The following is a 21332-nucleotide window of genomic DNA, read 5'->3' on the forward strand; positions in this document are numbered from 1 at the left end:
TCACTCCCTGCTTCACTTTAAAATTGGATGGCTAGTCTTGCTTTCGCAATTTTTTCACGCGGAATTTCAATTGTTTTCACACGTGTTTTAATTTTAATTTCAAGTTTCACGCTGTCTTCTGTAACTTCTAAAAGCGTTCCTTCGTGGGATTTTTCTCCATCGATGGCTTGGTAATAAGACAAGTTGACGTAGCTTCCAACGGCATTTTGTAAGTCTTTATCTGTCTTTAATGGTCTTTCTGCACCCGGAGAGGATACTTCTAAGAAATAAGCCTGAGGAATTGGATCTGGATCCATTTGATCCATAATATCGCTGACGCGCTCACTTACCCATGCACATTCTTCAATATCAATTCCACCTGGTTTATCAATGTAGATACGTAAAAACCAATTTTTACCTTCTTTCAAAAATTCTACGTCAACCAATTCAAAGTTACGTTCATCGACAACAGGCAAGACTGCTTCCTTTACAACATCAACTACTCGGCTCACAAAAACCCTCCCTTTATAATCTCTCAAATCAAATTTTAGTGCCCTATGCGTTAAAAAGAGCGAGCGTCTCCGCTCACTCCCTCAGCAACTTTATTCTTTACAAAGCATACACTATTTATCCTTAAAAAGCAAGAAAAGCGGCTTTTTAGAAGTCAAATAGCGACAATTGGTTTTCATCTGGCATACCGTCTAAAACACCATTTTCAGTCATGTAGTCAATAATGGTTTTAGAGACTTTACCTCTTGTTTGTAAATCTTGTTTTGATAAGAATGGTTGTTCTTCACGCGCAATGACAATTTGCTTGGCCACGTTTTCTCCCAAACTTGGTACTGCTCTAAATGGCGCAATTAAGCTATTACCATCAATAATGAAGTTGGTGGCATCAGAGCGATCAATATCAATCATTTTAAATTCAAAGCCGCGTTCTACCATTTCATTAGCGATTTCAAGTACCGTTAAGAGGTTTTTCTCCTTAACCGATGCTTCTAGCCCTTTATCCATAATCTCTTTCATTTTAGCTTTAATGGCTTCTTTACCCTGTGACATAGCTACCAAATCAAAGTCGTAAGCACGAACTGAGAAATAAGCGCAGTAATACAAGATTGGATCGTGAACTTTAAAGTAAGCAACACGAAGTGCCATTAAAACGTAGGCAGCCGCATGGGCTTTCGGGAACATGTATTTGATTTTTAAGCACGATTGAATATACCATTCTGGAATATTATTAGCTCGCATGTCTGCTTGCCAGTCATCTGGAATGCCTTTACCTTTACGAACACTCTCCATAATCTTGAACGCAATACCATCTTCCATACCATGATAGATTAGGTAAACCATAATATCATCACGACAGCCGATAACATCGGCAAGTGGAATATTATTTTCACGAATTAAGGTTTCCGCATTCCCTAAATAAACGTCGGTACCATGCGATAGACCTGAGATTTGAAGTAATTCGGCAAAGGTTGCTGGTTTCGTTTGTTCGAGCATGCCCCGAACAAAGCGCGTTCCAAACTCCGGAACACCTAGTGTACCTGTCTTACTAAAAATTTGCTCTGGTGTGACACCCAAGACCTCTGTTCCAGAGAATATCTTCATAACCTCAGGATCATTTGGTGGAATCGTAACAGGATCAATACCGGATAAGTCTTGCAACATCCGAATCATTGTCGGATCATCGTGACCTAGAATATCCAGTTTCAAGACATTGTCATGAATGGAATGGAAGTCAAAGTGAGTTGTTTTCCATTCGGATGATTGGTCATCAGCAGGGAATTGGATTGGTGTAAAATCATAAACGTCCATATAGTCTGGAATAACGATAATCCCCCCCGGATGCTGTCCGGTTGTCCGTTTAACGCCTGTACAGCCTTTAGCTAACCGATCAACTTCTGCAGCTGAATAATGATAACCATGATCTCGTTCGTAACCTTTAACATAACCATAAGCTGTTTTATCCGCTACTGTACCAATTGTTCCTGCACGGAATACATAGTCTTCACCAAAAAGAACTTTCGTATAAGCATGGGCTTGTGCTTGATACTCACCCGAGAAGTTCAAATCAATATCGGGAACTTTATCCCCATAGAAGCCCAAGAATGTTTCAAATGGAATATCATGGCCGTCACGGTCCATCATCGTGCCACAGCTTGGACATGCTTTTTCTTCCAAGTCATAACCAGAACCAATCGATCCGTCATTTATGAAGTGACTGTAATGACAGCCTGGACAGCGGTAGTGAGGCGGTAACGGATTTACTTCCGTAATCCCCGTCATAGTAGCCACAAAACTTGAACCAACTGATCCCCGCGACCCAACAAGATAGCCGTCTTCATTGGATTTATGAACGAGTTTTTGTGAAATCAAGTAGATAACAGCGAACCCATTTCCAATAATACTTTTTAGTTCCTTTTCTAACCGCTTGACAACAATGTCTGGCAAATCTTCACCATAAAGGCGTTTCGCTTCGTTATAAGAGAGCTCTTTAATTTCATCGTTGGCGCCTTCGATATTTGGTGTATATAATTTATCTTTAATTGGCGTAATCTCTTCAACCATATCGACAACATGGTTAGGATTCTCAACAACAATTTCCTTAGCGACATCTTTACCTAAGAATTTAAAATCATTCAACATCTCATCGGTTGATCTAAAATGTGCTTCCGGCAAGTTTAGCTTTTTACCTTGGTTAATTTTGAGTGATCCTAACAAGATTTCACGGTAAATGGCATCTTCACGGTTTAAATAATGGACATTCCCTGTTGCTACAACGGGTTTATTTAGTTCCTTACCAATTGTAACAAGCTCTGAAATGATTTCTTCCAAATCACTTTCATTCTTCACTAATTCACGTTCAATAAGAGGTTTATAAATCCCTTTTGGCATGACTTCGATGTAATCGTAGAATTTTGCGCGCTCACTGGCTTCTTCTTTACCTTTTTGCATCATAGCTTCAAATATTTCGCCATTGCTACAAGCAGATCCAATTAATAAATTTTCACGTTTCTCCATCAAGAGACTGCGTGGGATACGAGGTACTCGGTAATAGTACTGCACAAATGACAGACTAAGTAATTCAAATAAATCTTTTAGACCGTCCTGGTTTTTGGCTATAATCGTCGCATGGAATGGACGCGCTTGTTTATAGGAGTCCCCTTTTCCAACACCATCATTTAGTTGATCGTGATAGAGAATATTGTGATCTTCCTTAGCTTCTTTTATAAAAATCCAGCACAAATGGCCTGTTGTTTCCGCATCAAAAACAGCCCGGTGATGCTGTTCCAGATTAACGTTGTAACGTTTAGCTAGTGTGTTCAAACGATGTGATTTTAGTTGCGGATGTAAAAAGCGAGACATCTCCAGTGTATCAATAACAGGATTTGGTGCTTCTCCTAACCCTAAACGTTCATAGGATTTGTTAATGAAACCCATATCAAATGATGCATTATGGGCAACTAAAATACCGTCTTCACAGAACTCCCGGAATTTAGGCATAACAGCTGCTTCATTCGGTGCATCGCGTAACATCGAATCTGTAATCCCCGTTAAGTTAATGATGAGTTGTGATAAGGCAACCCCAGGATTGATAAATGCTTCGAATGTATCAATCACATTTCCCTTGTACATTTTAACGGCCGCAATCTCAATAATCGTATCATAAACGGCTGATAGCCCGGTTGTCTCAACGTCAAAGACAACATAAGTACTTTCTGATAACTCTTTGTGAACAGGATTGTAGGCAACGGGAACCCCATCATCGACAATGTTTGCTTCAACACCGTAAAGGATTTTTATGCCATGCTTTTGGCCGGCAGCGTGAGCATCTGGATAGGCTTGAGCAGTCGCATGGTCAGTAATTGCAATTGCTTTATGGCCCCACTTAGCTGCCTGAGCAACTAAATCAGATACACTATTCGTCGCATCCATTGAACTCATATTCGAATGTAAGTGCAGTTCCACACGTTTTTCATTGTCAGGAGCATAATCTTTACGTTCAGGAACTTTTACTTCATTAACATCTCTCGCATTAATCACGAGATCTCTCATAAAGGTATCTTCTTGAACACTACCTCGAACCCGAACCCAAATACCCTTTTTCACTTTTTCAAAGTTTGCTTCATCTTTTTCATTATTAGAAAAAATCTTAACACTAAATGAAGAAGAATAATCAGTCACTTTAAAAATAAGTAGCTTTCTTCCTGAGCGCAGTTCTCTGACCTCACTATCAAAAACATGTCCTTGAACAATAACAGACCGTTCCTCTTCTGTTATTGAAATCATTTGTCTCGGCTCTTCTTTATCCGGAATATTAGAGCCAAGTTGAAGTGGTCCTTCAACCATACCGCCGTTATCGGCTTTCTTACTTTGCTCCTCTTCATAAATCTTCAAGTTTTTCTCGGCTTGCTGAATCATAATAGCTTCTTGTTCTTCTTTGCGTTCCAAGTAGCGTGTGCGCATCTCTTCCGATGCTTTTTCATTTAACTCAACTTGAATTTTAAACTCAGGAAAACCTAGAACTAAGAAATTTTGTTGAATAAGAGAGAGATAATTGTCTTTCAAGTGGTTTTTAGTAATTTCATTAGCTAACTGTAATGTCACAACACCATCTTGTACAATAGGTGCGTGATTTCTTAAAATTTCTTTTACAATTGGTGATGAGATATTACTACGATTAATGACTGTATCCCAGTAATCTATAATTTTTTCATCAGTAATCACTGGTTTTTCAGCCTTTATTTGCAAATCAATGTCTGCAATGGTCTTAAAAGCGCGTGTCAAATTCGAGGTCAAGGCTTGAAAGATTTCAAATGGTAAAATATCAGGGAAGCGAAGGATAAAATGCCAAACTTTTGATTTTTTATAGACATAAACTTGCTCTACTTCACCCTCATTAAAATACGGTAGATAGTCTACCTCATTCTTCAGCTGAATTTGTTCTAGCAGCTGCTGGAAAAGTTCTTTTTTATTCATCCAATCTACCCAACTTTCTATCAAGAAAAAAAGTCAAAGACATCATTGATTGAGATCTTTGAACTTTTTTAGTTTATTAGCCACCAAAGAAGAATCTTTGGATATCATTCCATGTAATTAAAATCATCAATATAAAGAGTAAACCAACACCGATAACAGTAATAATACCCTCTTTTTCAGGTTCAAGTGGTTTGCCTCTCACACCCTCAATAATGTTAAGCAGGATTTTACCGCCATCTAGGGCCGGGATCGGTAAGAGATTAACAGTACCTAAGTTGACACTTAAAAACCCTAAGAAACTTAAAATACTATAAAAGCCATAGCTAACGACTTCTTCCGTTGCAGCGTATATCGCTACAGGCCCACCAAAGGCATTAATGTCAAATCCCTTAGTAAACATTGACAAAATCAAGCTGAATATAGAACTGATTACAAACCAAGTCTGAGAAAAACCATACATGATTTTAGCCCCAAAAGAGCGATCAATACTTTGTTGAATACCAATCAATCCTGTTTCAGGATCTGAGATTAGCTGAATATGTTGTTCCTCTTCGTTTCGCTCAATTAAAAGCTCCATATCTTTGCCTGGATTTTCTTGGATCAGTGCGGTGATTTCAGACCATGTGCTAACTTCCTGACCGTTAATAGCCGTTATGACATCATTGGCTTGAAGCCCTGCTTCTTGTGCAGGACTATTTGCAACGACATCCCCTACTTGAGAACGATTGACTGCTACCCCACCTTGCATGAAAGCTAAGGAAGAAAAAACAATAATCCCTAAAATAAAGTTATTCATTGGCCCTGCAAAGTTTGTTAGCATACGGTTAAACAAGGAAGCCGATTGGAATTGAACATCAATAGGAGCCACTTGTACTTCTGTTCCGTCAGTCTCAATAATTAAAGCATCTCGTTTTACGCTATATCGGCTTGCTTGTTCCTGACCAGGAACAACGCCTTCAATCACCATATCACGATCTAAATCAAAGTGAGTAAGTTCGAGAGGAACAGCATCAATAAGTGGCTTTTCACTCAAGTTAATGTGAGTAACGTCTCCTTTTTCATCCAAAACAACGCTGAGCAGCATCCCCGCCTTTAACTCCGTTTCATCGTCTCCGTAACCAGCCATTCGGACATAGCCTCCAAGCGGTAATAGACGAACGGTGTAAGTGGTATTGTTTTTGCGGTAAGAAAAAATTTTAGGGCCCATGCCAATAGCAAATTCCCTCACTAAAATTCCTGCTCGTTTAGCAAAATAAAAATGACCAAATTCATGGATAATCACTAGAATACTGAAAATGATGATAAAGGTGATAATTGTTCTTATCAAAATGATGCACTTCCTAACTGTTATATTGGAATGGTTAGTTGATATTAAAAATTGCTAGCACGAGTTGAAAGAGTGGCATAACGAATAACATACTGTCAAAACGGTCTAAAATACCGCCGTGGCCGGGTAAGATTTTACCAGAGTCTTTTACGCCAAAATAACGTTTATAAGCTGATTCTGTTAAATCACCTAATTGGCCGACAATAGATGTTAATACTGCAAGTAATATAACCATGGGGATTGATAAATTCAAAGGGTTATACCATTGAATAAACAGCATACCACAAATAACTGATAGTACCATTCCTCCAAGAGAACCTTCAATTGTTTTATTAGGACTAATAACCGGTGCTAATTTTGTTTTTCCAAATTGTTTTCCAACTAAATAGGCTCCGATATCTGTTGCCCAGATTAATAGTAATACAAATAAGACCATTCTGAAACTAAATAATGCTGTCTGTAGAAAATAATGGAAGCCTGTTCCAATATAGATTGCAGCTAGTAAAAAGACCCCTGCATCATCAAAGGTAAAATCGTTCTTTGATAAAACAGTCATCACTAATAACGTCATTGCAAACAGGAAAAATACAGTCGTAATGTCAATCCCTTGTGGTAAAAACGATAAATAAGTCGTTGGTACAATGATCATCACTGTCGCCAAGGATGTCAATATTCCTGTTAAACTCCAAAAATTCTTTTTCTTCATTGCGAACATTTCTGAAACGCCGATAACGCCCATTGCAGCTGTTCCGAGAACTAATGGCCACGAACCATACCAAACAATTGGCAACAAGACCAACAAGGCGACGAGGCCCGTAATTGTTCTAGTTTTCATAATTCACCTCATAGACCGCCAAAGCGACGGTTTCTCTTTTGATATTCTCCGATCGCTTCATTTAAAGCATCTGTTGAGAAATCAGGCCATAAAACATCTGTGAAATAAAGTTCACTGTATGCGATTTGCCATAATAAAAAGTTACTAATTCTAATTTCACCACTTGTACGGATGAGTAACTCTGGATCTTTAAATTCTCCTAGAGGACCCGTAAATAGGTTGTCAGAAATATACTCTTCTGTAATATCATCTTTAGAAAGGTTACCGTTTTGCGCTTGCTCCACAGCTTTCTGTACCATTTCTAGCATTTCATGACGCGAGCCATAATTGAAAGCAAAGTTCAAAATTAGGCCAGTATTATGCTTTGTTTCCTCCATTGCTTTTTCTACAACTGCTTTTGTTTTCTCCGGCAGCAGATCAATCCATCCAATTGCATGAACTTTGATATTATTAGCAATCAATTCAGGCATAAATACATCAAAAAAATCGATGGGTAGATTCATTAAAAAAGACACTTCATCATTGGGTCTTTTCCAATTTTCAGTTGAGAATGCATAAAGCGTTAGAACTTTAACTCCTAATTGATTAGCATGAACCGCAATTTTTTTAACAGTATTCATACCCTCTTTATGTCCGAATACACGAGGCATCATTCTTTTTTTTGCCCATCGACCATTACCATCCATGATAATAGCGATATGGTTGGGTATTTGACCCTTTTCATTAAATGGTGTTTCTGTTGATTTTTCAAAAAAAGCCATGATTTTATACCTACCTTTTAGTCTTTAGCTCATTCCATTTTATCAAAGATTCCAGTTATTACCAACAATGAATGCAAAATTACAAAAAACTTAGGAAAGAGCCTTTCTATAAGAAAAGCGGACAAGTCCGCCTTGGCCTATGAAAAAATAGGAAATTTGACCCTGAATTGTCAGGAGACTTCACGCTTCAGCGGGTTAGTCGAATGATATGCGTTAGCGAGCAGCGAAGCGCGCAATGGGGCAAATTTATCTTTTTTTCACTAGGTCAGGACTTGGGAGCTAGACATTGATGGCTGAACTTATAATCCCCTAGTCTATAAAAAAACCCAGAGCAAGCTCTGGGCAAAAGGTTTAAACATCCAACAATTCTTTTTCTTTCTTAGCTGCAATGTCATCAATACGTTTTGTACTGTTGTCCGTTAGTTCTTGAACTTTTTTCTCGTTTGTACGTAATTCATCTTCTGTAATTTCGCTGTTTTTCTCAGCTTTTTTCAAAGCGTCCATAGCGTCACGACGGATGTTACGAACAGCAACTTTAGCATTCTCAGTATCTTTTCCTACTAATTTTGCTAAGTCTTTACGACGTTCCTCTGTCAATGCTGGAATCACAAGACGAATGAGTGTTCCATCATTTGTTGGGCTGATTCCTAGATCGCTTTGGTGAATCGCACGTTCAATATCTCCAAGGCTTGATTTGTCGTAAGGTGTGATTGCTAGCATACGCGCTTCAGGCACTGTAATTGATGCAAGTTGATTAACCGGCGTTGGCACACCGTAGTATTCAACTTCAATTCGATCCAGTAGACTTGCGTTTGCAACACCTGCACGAATTGAACCTAGTTCTCTTTCTAATGCTTCTTCTGCTTTTTTCATACGGTCTTCCGTATTTTTTAAAATATCTTTCATTATTTGTTCCCCCTAACAGTTGTACCAATTTCTTCTCCCATTATAACACGACGGATATTTCCTGGAGTATTTAAATTAAAAACAACTAATGGAATATCATTATCCATACTTAGTGAACTTGCGGTTGAATCCATAACTTGCAATCCTTTTGAAATGACATCAAGATGTGTCAATTCAGTAAACTTAACTGCTGAACTATCTTTCATTGGATCTGCTGAATAAACGCCATCTACATTGTTTTTTGCCATTAAAATGACATCTGCTTCGATTTCTGCTGCACGCAATGCTGCTGTCGTATCTGTTGAGAAGTATGGGTTGCCAGTACCACCTGCAAAAATAACAATACGACCTTTTTCGAGGTGTCGAACTGCTTTTCTACGAATATAAGGCTCTGCAACTTGTCTCATTTCAATAGATGTTTGAACGCGTGTTGGAACTCCTTCATTTTCAAGAACATCTTGTAATGCTAAAGAGTTCATAACAGTTGCTAACATTCCCATATAATCAGCTTGAGCACGTTCCATTCCCATTTCAGCGCCAGTTGTACCACGCCAAATATTTCCACCACCAACAATAATGGCAATTTCTACTCCTAAGGCATGAATTTCTTTAATTTCTTTAACAACTTCTTTGATAACAGGTGGGTTAATTCCAAAGCCAACTTCTCCGGCAAGAGCTTCACCACTCAACTTCAATATAACGCGTTTATATTTAGGTTCAACCATTATAAATCCTCCATTTTAATCCAGTTTGACTGATATAGTTCGGTATAGTGAGAGAGCCTGAGACAATTGCCCCAGGCTCTATTCATATTTGATTATTTTTTAATTTGACTCATAACTTCTTCAGCAAAGTTTTCTTGACGTTTCTCAATACCTTCGCCCACTTCGAAGCGGATGAATGATTTCACAGAACCACCTTTAGATTCTGCAAATTTAGAAACAGTCATATCTGGATCTTTAACGAATGATTGGTCATTCAATGAGATTTCGCTCAAGAATTTGTTCAAACGTCCTACGATCATTTTTTCTACGATGTTAGCAGGTTTTCCTTCGTTTAGAGCTTGTTCAGTTAGAACTTTTTTCTCATGTTCTAATTCTTCTGAAGAAACTTCTTCACGAGAAACGTATTTAGGATTGATTGCTGCAACGTGCATTGAAATGTCTTTAGCAGTTTCTTCGTCAGCGCCTTCTAGTACAGAAAGAACAACGATACGTCCACCTTGGTGAGAGTATGCTCCGAAAGATTGAGAATCAGTTTTCTCAACGATTTCAAAACGACGTAGAGAAATTTTTTCTCCGATAACTGATGTTGCAGTAGCGATTGTGTCGCTTAATGTACCTTCTTCAGTTGATAAGTTTAATGCTTCTTCAACGTTAGCTGGTTTGTTGTCTGCGATAAGTGTTGTTACGTCTTGAACTAATTTTTGGAATTGATCGTTTTTAGCAACGAAGTCAGTTTCAGCGTTAATTTCTACAACAACTGCTGTGTTGCCAGATACATAAACGTTTGCTAACCCTTCTGCTGCGATACGGTCAGCTTTTTTAGCTGCTTTAGCCATACCGTTTTCTCTTAAGTAGTCTACTGCTTGATCCATATCTCCATCAACAGCTACTAAAGCTTTTTTAGCGTCCATCATACCAACGCCTGTCATATCACGTAATTCTTTTACCATTTTTGCGGTAACTTGTGCCATGTTAAAAAACCTCCTATTATAATTGTTTTCATATAAAAACTGTTTCAAAATAGAAAATATGCTGGCTTTGTCCTGCTATATCATTCTTATTTTGAAACAGCCATGTTCAATCAACTATTTTCTTAGAAAAATTGATTATGCGTTTTCGTTGTTTCCTTCAACAACTTCAACGATTTCTTCTAATGATGTTGCTTCTTCTTCAGTTGAGAAAGCTTCTTCAACTGCTTGGTCAGCACCTTGGTTACCTTCGATGAAAGCATCTGCCATTTTAGCAGTGATTAGCTTAACGGCACGAATAGCGTCGTCGTTTGATGGAATAACTACATCGATTTCATCTGGGTCACAGTTTGTATCAACCATAGCAACGATAGGAATGTTCAATTTATGAGCTTCTTGAACAGCGATTCTTTCTTTTCTTGGGTCAACGATGAACATTACATCTGGAATTCTTGGCATATCTTTGATACCGCCTAGGAATTTTTCAAGACGTTCGTGTTCTTTACGTAAGATACCAACTTCTTTTTTAGGTAGAAGTTCGAAAGTACCATCTTCAGACATTCTTTCGATGTCTTTTAGACGTTTGATACGTTTTTGGATTGTATCCCAGTTAGTCAATGTTCCACCTAACCAACGGTGGTTAACGAAGTATTGTCCTGAACGGATAGCTTCATCTTTAATAGCTTCTTGAGCTTGTTTTTTTGTTCCTACAAAAAGAGCAACGCCGCCATCTTCAGCGACTTCACGCATGTAGTTGTATGCGTTATCTACTAACTTAACTGTTTTTTGTAAGTCGATAATGTAGATACCGTTTCTTTCTGTAAAGATGTATTGTTTCATTTTTGGGTTCCAACGGCGTGTTTGATGACCGAAGTGAACACCAGCTTCTAGCAATTGTTTCATTGAAATTACTGCCATGTTGTATTCCTCCATTTGGTTTTGTATTTTTCCTCCCCCAACTTCAATTACAAGTATGACTTCATCGAAGCACCCATCCCTGCATCCATTGAGGTGTGAAATATTTGGTGTTTTAGCACCGTCTTACATTATACGGTTATTTGAAAAAAATGCAAGAAAAATCATAATAAAATTTTCTTGAAAATTCTGTCATAGTATCGCATACTAAGATAACTGATTATTTGATTATAAAAAGGAGGTTTCCTATTGTTTTACAATTGTGTTGTTCGAATCGTCGGATTTGTTGTCTGGCTATTAAATGGCAAGACTGACGTTCAGAATAAAGAAAAGTTACCAAAAGCTGAAACATATATTTTAGCGGCACCACACCGGAGTTGGCTTGATCCCATTTTTATAGCTGTGGCAGCCTATCCCCATGTATACTCTACTATGGCTAAACAAGAGCTATTTAAAAAAGGCTTCATTAATTGGTTTTTAAGAAAAATGCACGCCTTTCCTGTTAACCGTGAAAATCCAGGTCCTAGCGCCTTAAAACAACCCGTTAACATTTTAAAAGAAGGCGAACGTAATATTTTTATTTTCTCTACTGGTTCTCGCTATGATAATGAAGTTAAAGGCGGTACGTCCGCTATGGCTCGCTTAGCCAAAGTTCCGATTGTACCGGTCGTTTTCCAAGGACCGTTTTCTTTAAAAGCTTTAATTAAAAGAGAAAATGCTTTTGTTCGTTTTGGTGATCCGATTCGTTTACCGGAAGGCAAACGAATTAGCAAAGATGAATTAGCAGCTATCGATCAAGCTTTAATGGATTCATTTGATCGTTTAGACAATGAAGTCAATCCTAATTTTAAATATGACTATACAAAAAAACAGAGCTCCTAAGCTCTGTTTTTTTTGTTAATCTGACATTGATTGTAGTTGGTACATATCGTAGTAAATGCCTTTTTTAGCAATCAAATCATCGTGTTTACCACGTTCGATAATCTCACCCTTATCAAGAACTAAGATGAGGTCAGCATCACGAATCGTTGATAAACGATGGGCAATCGCAATCGTTGTACGCCCTTTTCGCATTTTATTCATACTCTCTTGAATTAACAATTCTGTTTCCGTATCAATATTAGCAGTCGCTTCATCTAAAACTAAAATCTTAGGGTCGCGGATAATCGTCCGTGCAAAAGAAATCAGTTGGCGTTCCCCACTTGAGTAAGAAGCCCCTCTCTCAATAACCTTTGCGTGGTATTGCTCAGGGAATTGCTCGATAAAATGATTGGCGTGAACAAATTCTGCAGCATCCTGAATAGCTACGTCATCTAATTCATCATTCATGAGACGGATATTACGGCTAACATCACCATAAAACAAGAATGAATCTTGTAGAACAAGCCCCATCTGTCTTCTAATTTCCTCGATTGGATATTTTTTAATTGATTGTCCATCAATCAGTATATCCCCTTCGTAAAACTCATAAAAACGCATTAGGACATTAATAATAGAACTTTTACCACTACCTGTATGTCCAATCAAAGCAACCGTTTCGCCAGGATTAGCAGTAAAACTAATGTTTTTCAAAACGTTATGTTCGTTATCATAGGCGAATGTCACATTTTTAAACTCAATTTTACCTTTTGTAATAGCTAAATCAGCTTCTTCATTTTGTTGAGGGACTAGTTCATCATGATCGAGTACACGGATGACACGATAGCTTGACACAATCCCGTCTTGAAAAACACTCAAGTTGTCCATCATCATTCCAAGTGGTCTAAAGAAGTTGTTAATGTAGCTAGTAAAGGAATAAATAACCCCTATCTCCACAAATTGGTCAAATGACTGTTCACCAAACAAATACAACACAACCGTCAATGCAATGGCTTGTAACAAACTGATAAAGGGATTAAGAAGCAAGGCATTCATCCTAACCATGGCTATTCTGCCACGCGCATACTCTTCGTTAACATCACTAAATTCCTTTTGCAGTCTTTTTTCTTGGCGGAACTGTTGAATAATAGACATCCCTAGTATATTCTCATTCAATTTTGTGTTTAGTTCACTTAGCTTTTCTCTCATTGTGCGGTATACGCGAGTACTGACACGTTGGTAAAACCATACCATTAAGGCCATAACAGGCAAGAAATAAAGAAAGGTTAAGGTGATTTTTACATCTAATACCCACATTGCAATAAAAACTGTTACGATGCTCAGCAGTCCCTCTGCTAGAGCCAAGAAGACAGCCCAAAAATCTTTAATGGTTTCCGTGTCATTTGTCACACGAGACACAATTGAACCGGCCGGTGTTTGATCGAAATACCGCATGCCGAGTTGATTAACTTTTCTAAACAGTTGATTACGAATATTCTCGACTGTTTTTTCGGACGCCACGCTAAATAGATAATTCTGAAAATACATCGTAAGCATGCTGATGATAATGGATAACATGTACAATAGTGAAAATTGAATCGCAATCGAAATGGTTGCTTCCCCTTGAGTGACATAGTTATCGAGAAATACTTGAATAATCCTAGGGGAGACAACATCGGTTATAGCTAGTCCGACACCAAAAATAAAGGACCAAATAAATGGTGCTTTAAAAGGTAACGCATAAGCTACAATTCGTTTAACAACTCGAACTTGTTCTTTGACCGGAATGGTTTTAGACCAAACTGATTGTTCCATTATTTCTCACCTTCTAACTTGCTTTCCAATTGCTGTTTCTCATACATTCGACGATACCAGCCTTGGTTTTGCATTAATTGGTCATGATTTCCACGTTCCACAATGGTGCCATTATCTAGAACGATGATTTCGTCAGCGTGCATCACACTCGAAATACGATGAGCTGCGATAATAGTCGTTTGATTCTTCCGCTTCTCTTTCAACTGACTTAAAATTCGTTCCTCTGTTTTTGCGTCAACAGCTGATAAGGAGTCGTCTAAAATCAATAATTCTGGCTGTGTAATCACGGCGCGAGCAATCGAAATCCGTTGCTTTTGACCACCAGAAAGTGACACACCACGTTCCCCTACCAATGTCTCGTAACCATTTGGAAAACCGAGAATATCATCATGAATCGCTGTAATTCGAGCTGCTTCGTAAACCTCTTCGTCTGAATAAGCTGGATTGGCGAATCGAATATTATCCGTTACATTTGTTGAAAAAAGAAAGTTATCTTGTGGCACATAACCAATACCACTTAGCAGACTATCCAAGCTATAATCTTTAATATTAATACCATTGTAGCTAATGGTGCCATCATAATGATCATATTCTCTTAGCAACAAACTAAATAGGCTACTTTTTCCTGATCCGGTTCGACCGACAATACCTAATGTGTGTCCTTTTGGAAGATGGACAGCAATATCCTTAAGGGAGATTTGTTCTGAATCGCTATATTGGAATGATTGAATCGCAATATCTAAATCACCATCTAGTGGCTGAGTAATCGCATGCTTGGGTTCAATAATGCGTGATTGTTCTTGAAGCAGTTCATCGATACGGCTGTAACTAGCGCTACCTCGCTCTAAAACATTCAATAATCGACCGACAGCAAGCATTGGCCATCTCATTAGAGCAATGTAGCTAAAGAATGTTACGAGGTTACCAATAGTCATTTCGCCATTTTGAATAAAGTAAGCACCAAAAATCAAAGATAGGGCATATGAAATACCCATAACAAAAATAACAACCGGTCTGAACATCGAATCAATGGCATAGACCTCTTTGTTTTTTAAAACAACGTCACGAGTCTTCGCTTCAAAATCAGCAATATCTTCCTTTTCCTCGCCAAATGTTTTAATCACCTTTACTCCCGTAACACTTTCTTGTGTCTTATCATTCAAGGCTGAAAAGGATGCTTGTGCTTTCCTAAAGGTACGATGAATTTTCTTCCCTAAAATTCTTGAAACGAGTGTTAAAGCTGGCACTGGTATCATGGCAATTAATGTTAATTTCCAGTTTACGGTTAGCAACATTGTTAAAAACGTAATCCCACCTGATGAGATCGAGTCAGCTAGTGTCAGAATTCCTGCACCAGCAACCATACGAATGGCATTCAAATCATTAGTGGCGTGAGCCATTAAATCTCCTGTACGATACTTTTGAAAAAATTCGGCATCCATCTTTGTAAAATGATTAAATAATCGTGTTCGAAGTATTTTTTCAAGTTTAGCAGACGTTCCCCAAATCTCCATGCGCCAAATGTAACGAAAAATATACTGACTAATGCCACATAATAGGATAATCCCTGCTTGAATCATTAAACTTCTAGGTGTTAACAATTGCTCATTAATATCATCAATAATATTTCCGACTATTCGGGGTGAAACAACTTGTATCAGGGCTACAACAATTAAGAAAAAGACCCCCACTATATAAGAACGCCATTCTTGCTTGAAGAACCACTTTAATTTTTTAAAGATTTGCACGGGTTTCCCTCCTTCTATGTTCATACAAAACAAAAAAGTGGACCCAAAAAAGCATCCACATTTTTCATTATTTCATTCAATTATTTCTTTTTAGCTTTCTTGTTTTGAACTTTCATAGAAGCCATAATTTGTTTCACTTTGCGTTCTGATGGTTTTTGACCCATTTGCATCATCATGTTGCGTAACATATCTTCTGAAATAGGTGGGTTTTCAGCAAAATAATTCATCATATAACGACGTGCCAAAAAGAAGCCACCTACTGCTCCTAAAAGTACCCCTAAAATAACAATAAAAATCCATGCACTTGTACTCAATTTGTATCCTCCTTCCAAAAGTCCTCATTTAAATATATTACAAGATATTCGCCAAAAAGGAAATAGAAAAGCGCAATTATTCATTTTTTTTCAAATACCGAACATCTGTTTGATTCTTTTAGTTAGGTGTGATAAAATAACACTATAAAAATACGGGAGATGATGGTCCGATGACTAAAGGTAGAGACTCAAGACAAATGAACGTTTTGCATTTCATCTATACGGAAGTTCAGCAAAAAGGTTATCCACCAACGGTAAGAGAAATTGGTAATGCCGTAAACCTATCATCTACCTCAACCGTTCATGGCCATTTGGCTCGATTAGAAAAAGCAGGATACATCTATCGAGACCCGACTAAACCAAGAGCTATTGAGGTCACTGAATTAGGTTTACAACAATTAGGAATCAAGAGCGATCAAATGCCATTACTAGGTGTAGTCACAGCTGGTGAGCCAATCTTGGCGGTTGAAGAAGCAACAGACTTCTTCCCTATTCCACCCAACTTAAAAAATAGTTCGGATGACTTATTTATGCTAACCATCCGAGGAAACAGCATGATTAACGCAGGCATCTACAATAACGATGCGGTTATTGTTCGAAAACAAGCTTCTGCTGAAAATGGCGATATTGTGATTGCTATTACAGAGGATGAGGAAGCAACCTGTAAACGATTCTACAAAGAAACAGATCATTATCGTTTGCAGCCAGAAAATGACGAACTTGAACCGATTATTTTGGACTATGTACAAATATTAGGTAAAGTTGTCGGCTTATACAGAACTCATATCAGTTAATAGCAACAGCCAGAAAGTAGCATACTTTCTGGCTGTTTTGTTGTCAAATTTAAAAAGAGATTAAGCAAAAGCTCAATCTCTTTTTTTGATTTTAGTATTCCATTAAGTTAAAAATGTCGTAGCCAGAGATTTTATCTCTTCCGTTTAGATCCAACAATTCAATTAAGAATGCTAAACCAACGACTTCGCCACCTAATTTTTCAATTAATTCAACTGTTGCTAATGTTGTTCCACCAGTTGCTAGTAAATCATCACAGATTAATACTTTTTCACCAGGTAAAACAGCATCTTTATGTAATTGAAGAACAGCCTCACCGTATTCTAAACCGTAAGCGATTTCTACTGTTTCACGAGGCAATTTACCTTTTTTACGAGCCATTGCAAAACCACAATTTAATCCTACTGCAACTGGACAACCTACCATAAACCCTCTTGCTTCAGGTCCAACAACCTTATCGACACCTTTATCTTTTGCATATTCTACAATTTTAGCAATTGCAGCCGCATAAGCATCGCCGTCTTGCATTAATGGTGAAATATCTCTAAAAATAATTCCTTCTTCTGGAAAATCTTTCACATCAGCAATATACTTTTTAAAATCCATCAAAATTTCCTCCTATAACTACTTATTACAAGCTTCAATCCACTGAATCAATTCTTGGAATGGCTGGTAAATAAATAGTTTCTCAGCATTCATTTTATTTATTCTTTGTTTATAAGTATTGGTTTCTTCCAAATTGACTTTTTCAGGTTGCGGATTTGGATTCATTATACCGTTATCAATTGTAACAAATTTTGCTTCTAAAAACACAGATATGATAAAAATCAACAAATTCTTATCAATTTTTAAGTATTGGGCCAAGGCGCTTAACTTGCTACGAACATCCATATTTTGATGGGTTCTAAAATAACGGTAAGCATGAGCAAATACCGTTTGATTAGGGATTCCCTCAGCCGTTATACTTTGAATCGGATAAGCATAAATATAATAGTTATTAAATTTATGTCTTTCCAAGAAGTAAGTCAAATAATCAAGATTACTTGGACAATCAATAATAATCAGATTTGTTAATTCCTCTTCAAATGGCGGGATATCATCTCTACTTTCCAATAAAACGGAGACACTGCTATTTGGCAAGTGATCAGCTGTTTTCTCAAAAAATGCACGGTTAAAGAACAGATAAACACTATTCTCAATTTTAAGAGACTCGTCTTGGACATGAGATGTTCGCTTATCAAAAAACTGAACATGGTCAATGGTCAAATCTTTTAACTGTAATTGTGGTTTCGATAAATCTCGCCAGGTATTAATCCCCAATTCCCCTATTACGGATATGGCTTCCTTTTCAGGCATAAACTGCGCTAAATGCCCTTTGTTGAAACCAATGACATCAAGTGCTTGTTTTTCGGTATGTAGAGAAAATTTAAGGTGCTTTTGATCTGCTCCTATTTGTTTAATATTTTGTGCAGGGACATCCTTAAAGGCAAAGATTGGTTTAGGATTATCTGTTCCAAAAGGTTTCAACTGATCAATCTCATTTAGAAAATCCAAAGTAACTTCATCAACATCTAAGTACTCATCAACCTCGATTGTCGCACCTTGCTTAATCTGTTCAGCATAGACTGATGTGAAGTTATTCAGCGCATAACTTAATTGACTAACTTGGTCAACACTAACACTCAAACCAGCAGCCATCTTATGGCCACCAAATTTCAGAATACAATCTGAGCAAGCAGATAATGCTTGATAAAGGTGAACAGCATCGATACTTCGACCTGACCCTTTAGCAATCCCCGTTTCTGAATTTTCAGCAAGCAAAATAGTTGGTCGACCTGTTTCTTCAACTAACCGACTTGCAACGATACCTAAAACACCTTCATGCCAAGTCGGATCACTTAAAACGATGATATTTGGCAGAGACGAGAGTTGTTCTAGTTTAGCTGTCGCTGATTCAACAATCTCACTGACAATGGCTTGTCTTTTCGAATTTGTTTGTTGAATTTCTTCGACCACTTCTTCCAGGCGTTCTTCATCAAAGGAAGTCAATAATTCGACTCCAGGAGAAGCATCTCCTAAACGACCGAGTGCATTTAAGCGAGGACCAATGGTGAAGCCAATGGTTTCCTCATCAACACCTTCTAGAGAAGTTCCCGCTTTTTCTAATAACATCAATAAGCCGATACGTTCGCTTTGTTTTAAAATTTCTAATCCTTTTTTTACAAGCCATCTGTTCTCATCTGTTAAACTAACTAAGTCTGCAATAGTCCCTATAGCTGCAATATCAAAGTATTCGTAAGGGATTCGGTCTTGAAGTGCGCCAGCTAATTTTAAGGCAACGCCTGCTCCAGATAAATCAGAAAATGGATAGTCAGCAGATGGATGGTTAGGATGAACGATGGCATAAGCGTTAGGTAATTCTATAGGTAATTCATGGTGGTCAGTAACAATCACATCAACACCTTTTTCATTAGCTAATTGGATGGCATCATGTCCCATAACGCCGTTGTCGCAAGTTACAATCAGCTCAATACCACTTTCAATTTGCTCTTGAAAGACACGTTTATTAGGGCCGTAACCATCTTTAAAACGGTTAGGCAAATAGAAAGTTACGTTTCCGCCCAATTCTTCGATTGCTTCAACTAAAATAGCCGTACTAGTTATGCCATCAGCGTCATAGTCACCATAAACCAATATAGCTTCTTCCGATTCAATTGCTTGGAAGATCCGATTGACTGCCCGTTCCATATCATAAAGCAGAAATGGATCGTGGTAAGCTACGTCACTCTGATGAATGAAGTCATTTATTTTCTCGATTGTATCTAGATTCCGCTGTAAACATAGTTTTAAAAAAGCTTGACTATAAGTTGTCTCTTCAGCTAAATGACTGATGACATGCTCGTCAAACGGATACTCTTTTTGTTTCCAGTTCATTCTTGCATCTAACAAATTATTATCTCCCTCTTTTTCATTTCAAAGAAAATTCGCCTGTTAAAAACAGGCGATTATCATTTCTATTTCTATTCAATAGGATCTTGTGAGGTCGGTTTAGCGATATTTACATTATTGTAAGTGATTTGATTAACTAGTTCATTTTCTAAACTGTTAATTTTATTATCTTTACCGCTAATGGTCTCCTCAAGTGCTGTTATTTTTTCAGTGTACTCAGCTTTAATCTCATCTCTTAATTGACTGGACTGACTTTCAAGTTGTGAAATTTCAGCTCGTAGGGTCTTTAATTCCTTTTTCCGATGAACACTTGCCATTGTTGAAACAAGTAATGTTAATAAGGCTCCTAATAGTAAAGATACAAAGATGATAATAATAAGCGGTGCAGCAAACGTTGTGAACCCAAAACTAACGGGCACACTTTCCACGTTTAAAACAGCAAACACACTGATAATGGTCATTAAGACAATTATTAATACTAATCTCCATTGATTTTTCATCACTAACACACCTCACATGTTAACTTTTATTTACTTAACGGAATGTCAAATTCATCATAGTCATGAACTAAAGTTGAATTTGGGAAAATAGCTTGGGCATCATTTTGCAGTTGTGCCTGTTCTTTCCCTACATATCGTGAAGAGATATGGGTTAAGTAAAGCTGGCTACTGTTTGATTCTTTAGCTACTTTAGCAGCATCTACACAGGTAGAATGGAAATAATCTCTCGCAATCTTTTGATTATCCTTTGAGAAAGTTGATTCATGGACTAACACATCTGAGTTCATGGCTAGTTGTGTACTAGCAGGAGTTCGTTTTGTATCACCTAAAATGGTTACTGTTCTCCCCTTCACAGAAGGACCAATGTAGTCATTCCCATTAACTGTTCGACCATCTGGTAAAGTCACCGTCTGCCCATTTTTTAGTTTTCCATATAATGGTCCAGCTGGAATATTATCCGCTTTTAATTTCTCAACTAACAGCTCACCGACATAGTCAGCCTCTTCGATTCTGAACCCATAGGAAGGCATGCCATGCGCTAATTTTGCACAAGTCACTTTAAAGGTTTTATCTTCAAAGACTACCCCGTCTTCTTCTATTTCATGGAAAAAAATCGGATAGCGTAAATGGGATTGGGAAACTCTTAGACTCGTTAAGACAAAGTCTTTGATTCCTTTTGGTCCGTATATCGTCAATGGCGTATCGCCACCTTGGAAAGCGCGGCTACTTAGAAAACCAGGAAGACCAAAAATATGGTCCCCATGTAAATGTGTGATAAAAATCTTATTAACTTTACGAGGTTTTAAGGTTGTTCGTAAAATACGTTGTTGTGTACCCTCTCCACAATCAAACAGCCAAATGTCATTTCGTTCATCTAATAGTTTTAGCGCAATACAGGATAGATTTCGATTGGTTGACGGGACACCAGATCCCGTCCCCAAAAATTGAATTTTCATG

The 21332-nt window shown here is 37.7% G+C and carries 18 protein-coding genes; 2 read left to right on the plus strand and 16 right to left on the minus strand.

All coding sequences use genetic code 11. From position 1 onward, the window contains the following. Window positions 1-17: 17 nt before the first annotated feature. From rimP to rpsB, 9 genes are all read right to left on the minus strand, one after another. A complete protein-coding gene (gene rimP / locus G7057_RS11120) occupies window positions 18-491 on the minus strand; it encodes a ribosome maturation factor RimP (protein ID WP_166163772.1) in 474 nt (157 codons plus the stop codon). Between the two features lie 145 nt (window positions 492-636). Continuing rightward, a complete protein-coding gene (locus G7057_RS11125) occupies window positions 637-4962 on the minus strand; it encodes a PolC-type DNA polymerase III (protein WP_166163774.1) in 4326 nt (1441 codons plus the stop codon). A gap of 76 nt (window positions 4963-5038) precedes the next feature. Further along, window positions 5039-6286, minus strand: coding sequence for an RIP metalloprotease RseP (gene rseP, locus G7057_RS11130; protein WP_193566126.1), 1248 nt, complete (start codon window positions 6284-6286; stop codon window positions 5039-5041). A 37-nt stretch (window positions 6287-6323) separates the two neighbouring features. After that, window positions 6324-7124, minus strand: a complete 801-nt coding sequence (locus G7057_RS11135) for a phosphatidate cytidylyltransferase (protein ID WP_166163778.1) — start codon at window positions 7122-7124, stop codon at window positions 6324-6326. A gap of 8 nt (window positions 7125-7132) precedes the next feature. Further along, complete coding sequence (locus tag G7057_RS11140) at window positions 7133-7885, minus strand: isoprenyl transferase (RefSeq protein WP_166163780.1); 753 nt, start codon at window positions 7883-7885, stop codon at window positions 7133-7135. Window positions 7886-8236: 351 nt separating this feature from the next. Next, complete coding sequence (gene frr, locus G7057_RS11145; RefSeq protein WP_076766003.1) at window positions 8237-8791, minus strand: ribosome recycling factor; 555 nt, start codon at window positions 8789-8791, stop codon at window positions 8237-8239. Continuing rightward, window positions 8791-9516, minus strand: coding sequence for a UMP kinase (pyrH, locus tag G7057_RS11150; protein WP_166163782.1), 726 nt, complete (start codon window positions 9514-9516; stop codon window positions 8791-8793). The genes frr and pyrH overlap by 1 nt, the downstream gene beginning before the upstream one ends. Window positions 9517-9608: 92 nt before the next feature. Beyond that, a complete protein-coding gene (gene tsf, locus G7057_RS11155) occupies window positions 9609-10487 on the minus strand; it encodes a translation elongation factor Ts (protein WP_166163784.1) in 879 nt (292 codons plus the stop codon). 135 nt (window positions 10488-10622) lie between these two features. Further along, window positions 10623-11402, minus strand: a complete 780-nt coding sequence (rpsB, locus tag G7057_RS11160) for a 30S ribosomal protein S2 (protein ID WP_166163786.1) — start codon at window positions 11400-11402, stop codon at window positions 10623-10625. Between the two features lie 246 nt (window positions 11403-11648). Here rpsB and G7057_RS11165 point away from each other — a divergent pair, with 246 nt between their 5' ends. Next, on the plus strand, window positions 11649-12281 hold the full coding sequence (locus tag G7057_RS11165; protein ID WP_166163788.1) for a lysophospholipid acyltransferase family protein: 633 nt from the start codon (window positions 11649-11651) through the stop codon (window positions 12279-12281). 15 nt (window positions 12282-12296) lie between these two features. Here G7057_RS11165 and G7057_RS11170 read toward each other — a convergent pair whose 3' ends face one another. The 3 genes from G7057_RS11170 to G7057_RS11180 form a co-directional block, all read right to left on the minus strand. Next, window positions 12297-14072, minus strand: a complete 1776-nt coding sequence (locus G7057_RS11170; RefSeq protein ID WP_166163790.1) for an ABC transporter ATP-binding protein — start codon at window positions 14070-14072, stop codon at window positions 12297-12299. Beyond that, complete coding sequence (locus G7057_RS11175) at window positions 14072-15820, minus strand: ABC transporter ATP-binding protein (protein WP_166163792.1); 1749 nt, start codon at window positions 15818-15820, stop codon at window positions 14072-14074. The genes G7057_RS11170 and G7057_RS11175 overlap by 1 nt, the downstream gene beginning before the upstream one ends. Window positions 15821-15900: 80 nt before the next feature. Continuing rightward, window positions 15901-16134, minus strand: coding sequence for a YneF family protein (locus G7057_RS11180; RefSeq protein WP_166163794.1), 234 nt, complete (start codon window positions 16132-16134; stop codon window positions 15901-15903). Window positions 16135-16304: 170 nt separating this feature from the next. Here G7057_RS11180 and lexA point away from each other — a divergent pair, with 170 nt between their 5' ends. After that, window positions 16305-16928 carry a transcriptional repressor LexA gene (gene lexA, locus G7057_RS11185; RefSeq protein WP_076765987.1) on the plus strand — a complete coding sequence of 208 codons (624 nt, stop codon included), beginning with the start codon at window positions 16305-16307 and terminating at the stop codon, window positions 16926-16928. 91 nt (window positions 16929-17019) lie between these two features. Here the strand turns inward: lexA and G7057_RS11190 are convergent, their stop codons facing one another. The 4 genes from G7057_RS11190 to rnz form a co-directional block, all read right to left on the minus strand. Then, window positions 17020-17532, minus strand: coding sequence for an adenine phosphoribosyltransferase (locus tag G7057_RS11190; protein WP_166163796.1), 513 nt, complete (start codon window positions 17530-17532; stop codon window positions 17020-17022). 18 nt (window positions 17533-17550) lie between these two features. Further along, window positions 17551-19875 carry a single-stranded-DNA-specific exonuclease RecJ gene (gene recJ, locus G7057_RS11195; protein ID WP_166163798.1) on the minus strand — a complete coding sequence of 775 codons (2325 nt, stop codon included), beginning with the start codon at window positions 19873-19875 and terminating at the stop codon, window positions 17551-17553. A 71-nt stretch (window positions 19876-19946) separates the two neighbouring features. Next, window positions 19947-20375: a lipopolysaccharide assembly protein LapA domain-containing protein gene (locus G7057_RS11200; RefSeq protein WP_166163800.1), complete on the minus strand. Its 429-nt coding sequence runs from the start codon at window positions 20373-20375 to the stop codon at window positions 19947-19949. 26 nt (window positions 20376-20401) lie between these two features. Then, window positions 20402-21331, minus strand: a complete 930-nt coding sequence (gene rnz / locus G7057_RS11205) for a ribonuclease Z (protein WP_166163802.1) — start codon at window positions 21329-21331, stop codon at window positions 20402-20404. Window position 21332: the final 1 nt, after the last annotated feature.

This window comes from Jeotgalibaca arthritidis (assembly GCF_011100465.1).
GTDB classification, from domain to species: Bacteria; Bacillota; Bacilli; order Lactobacillales; family Aerococcaceae; genus Jeotgalibaca; species Jeotgalibaca arthritidis.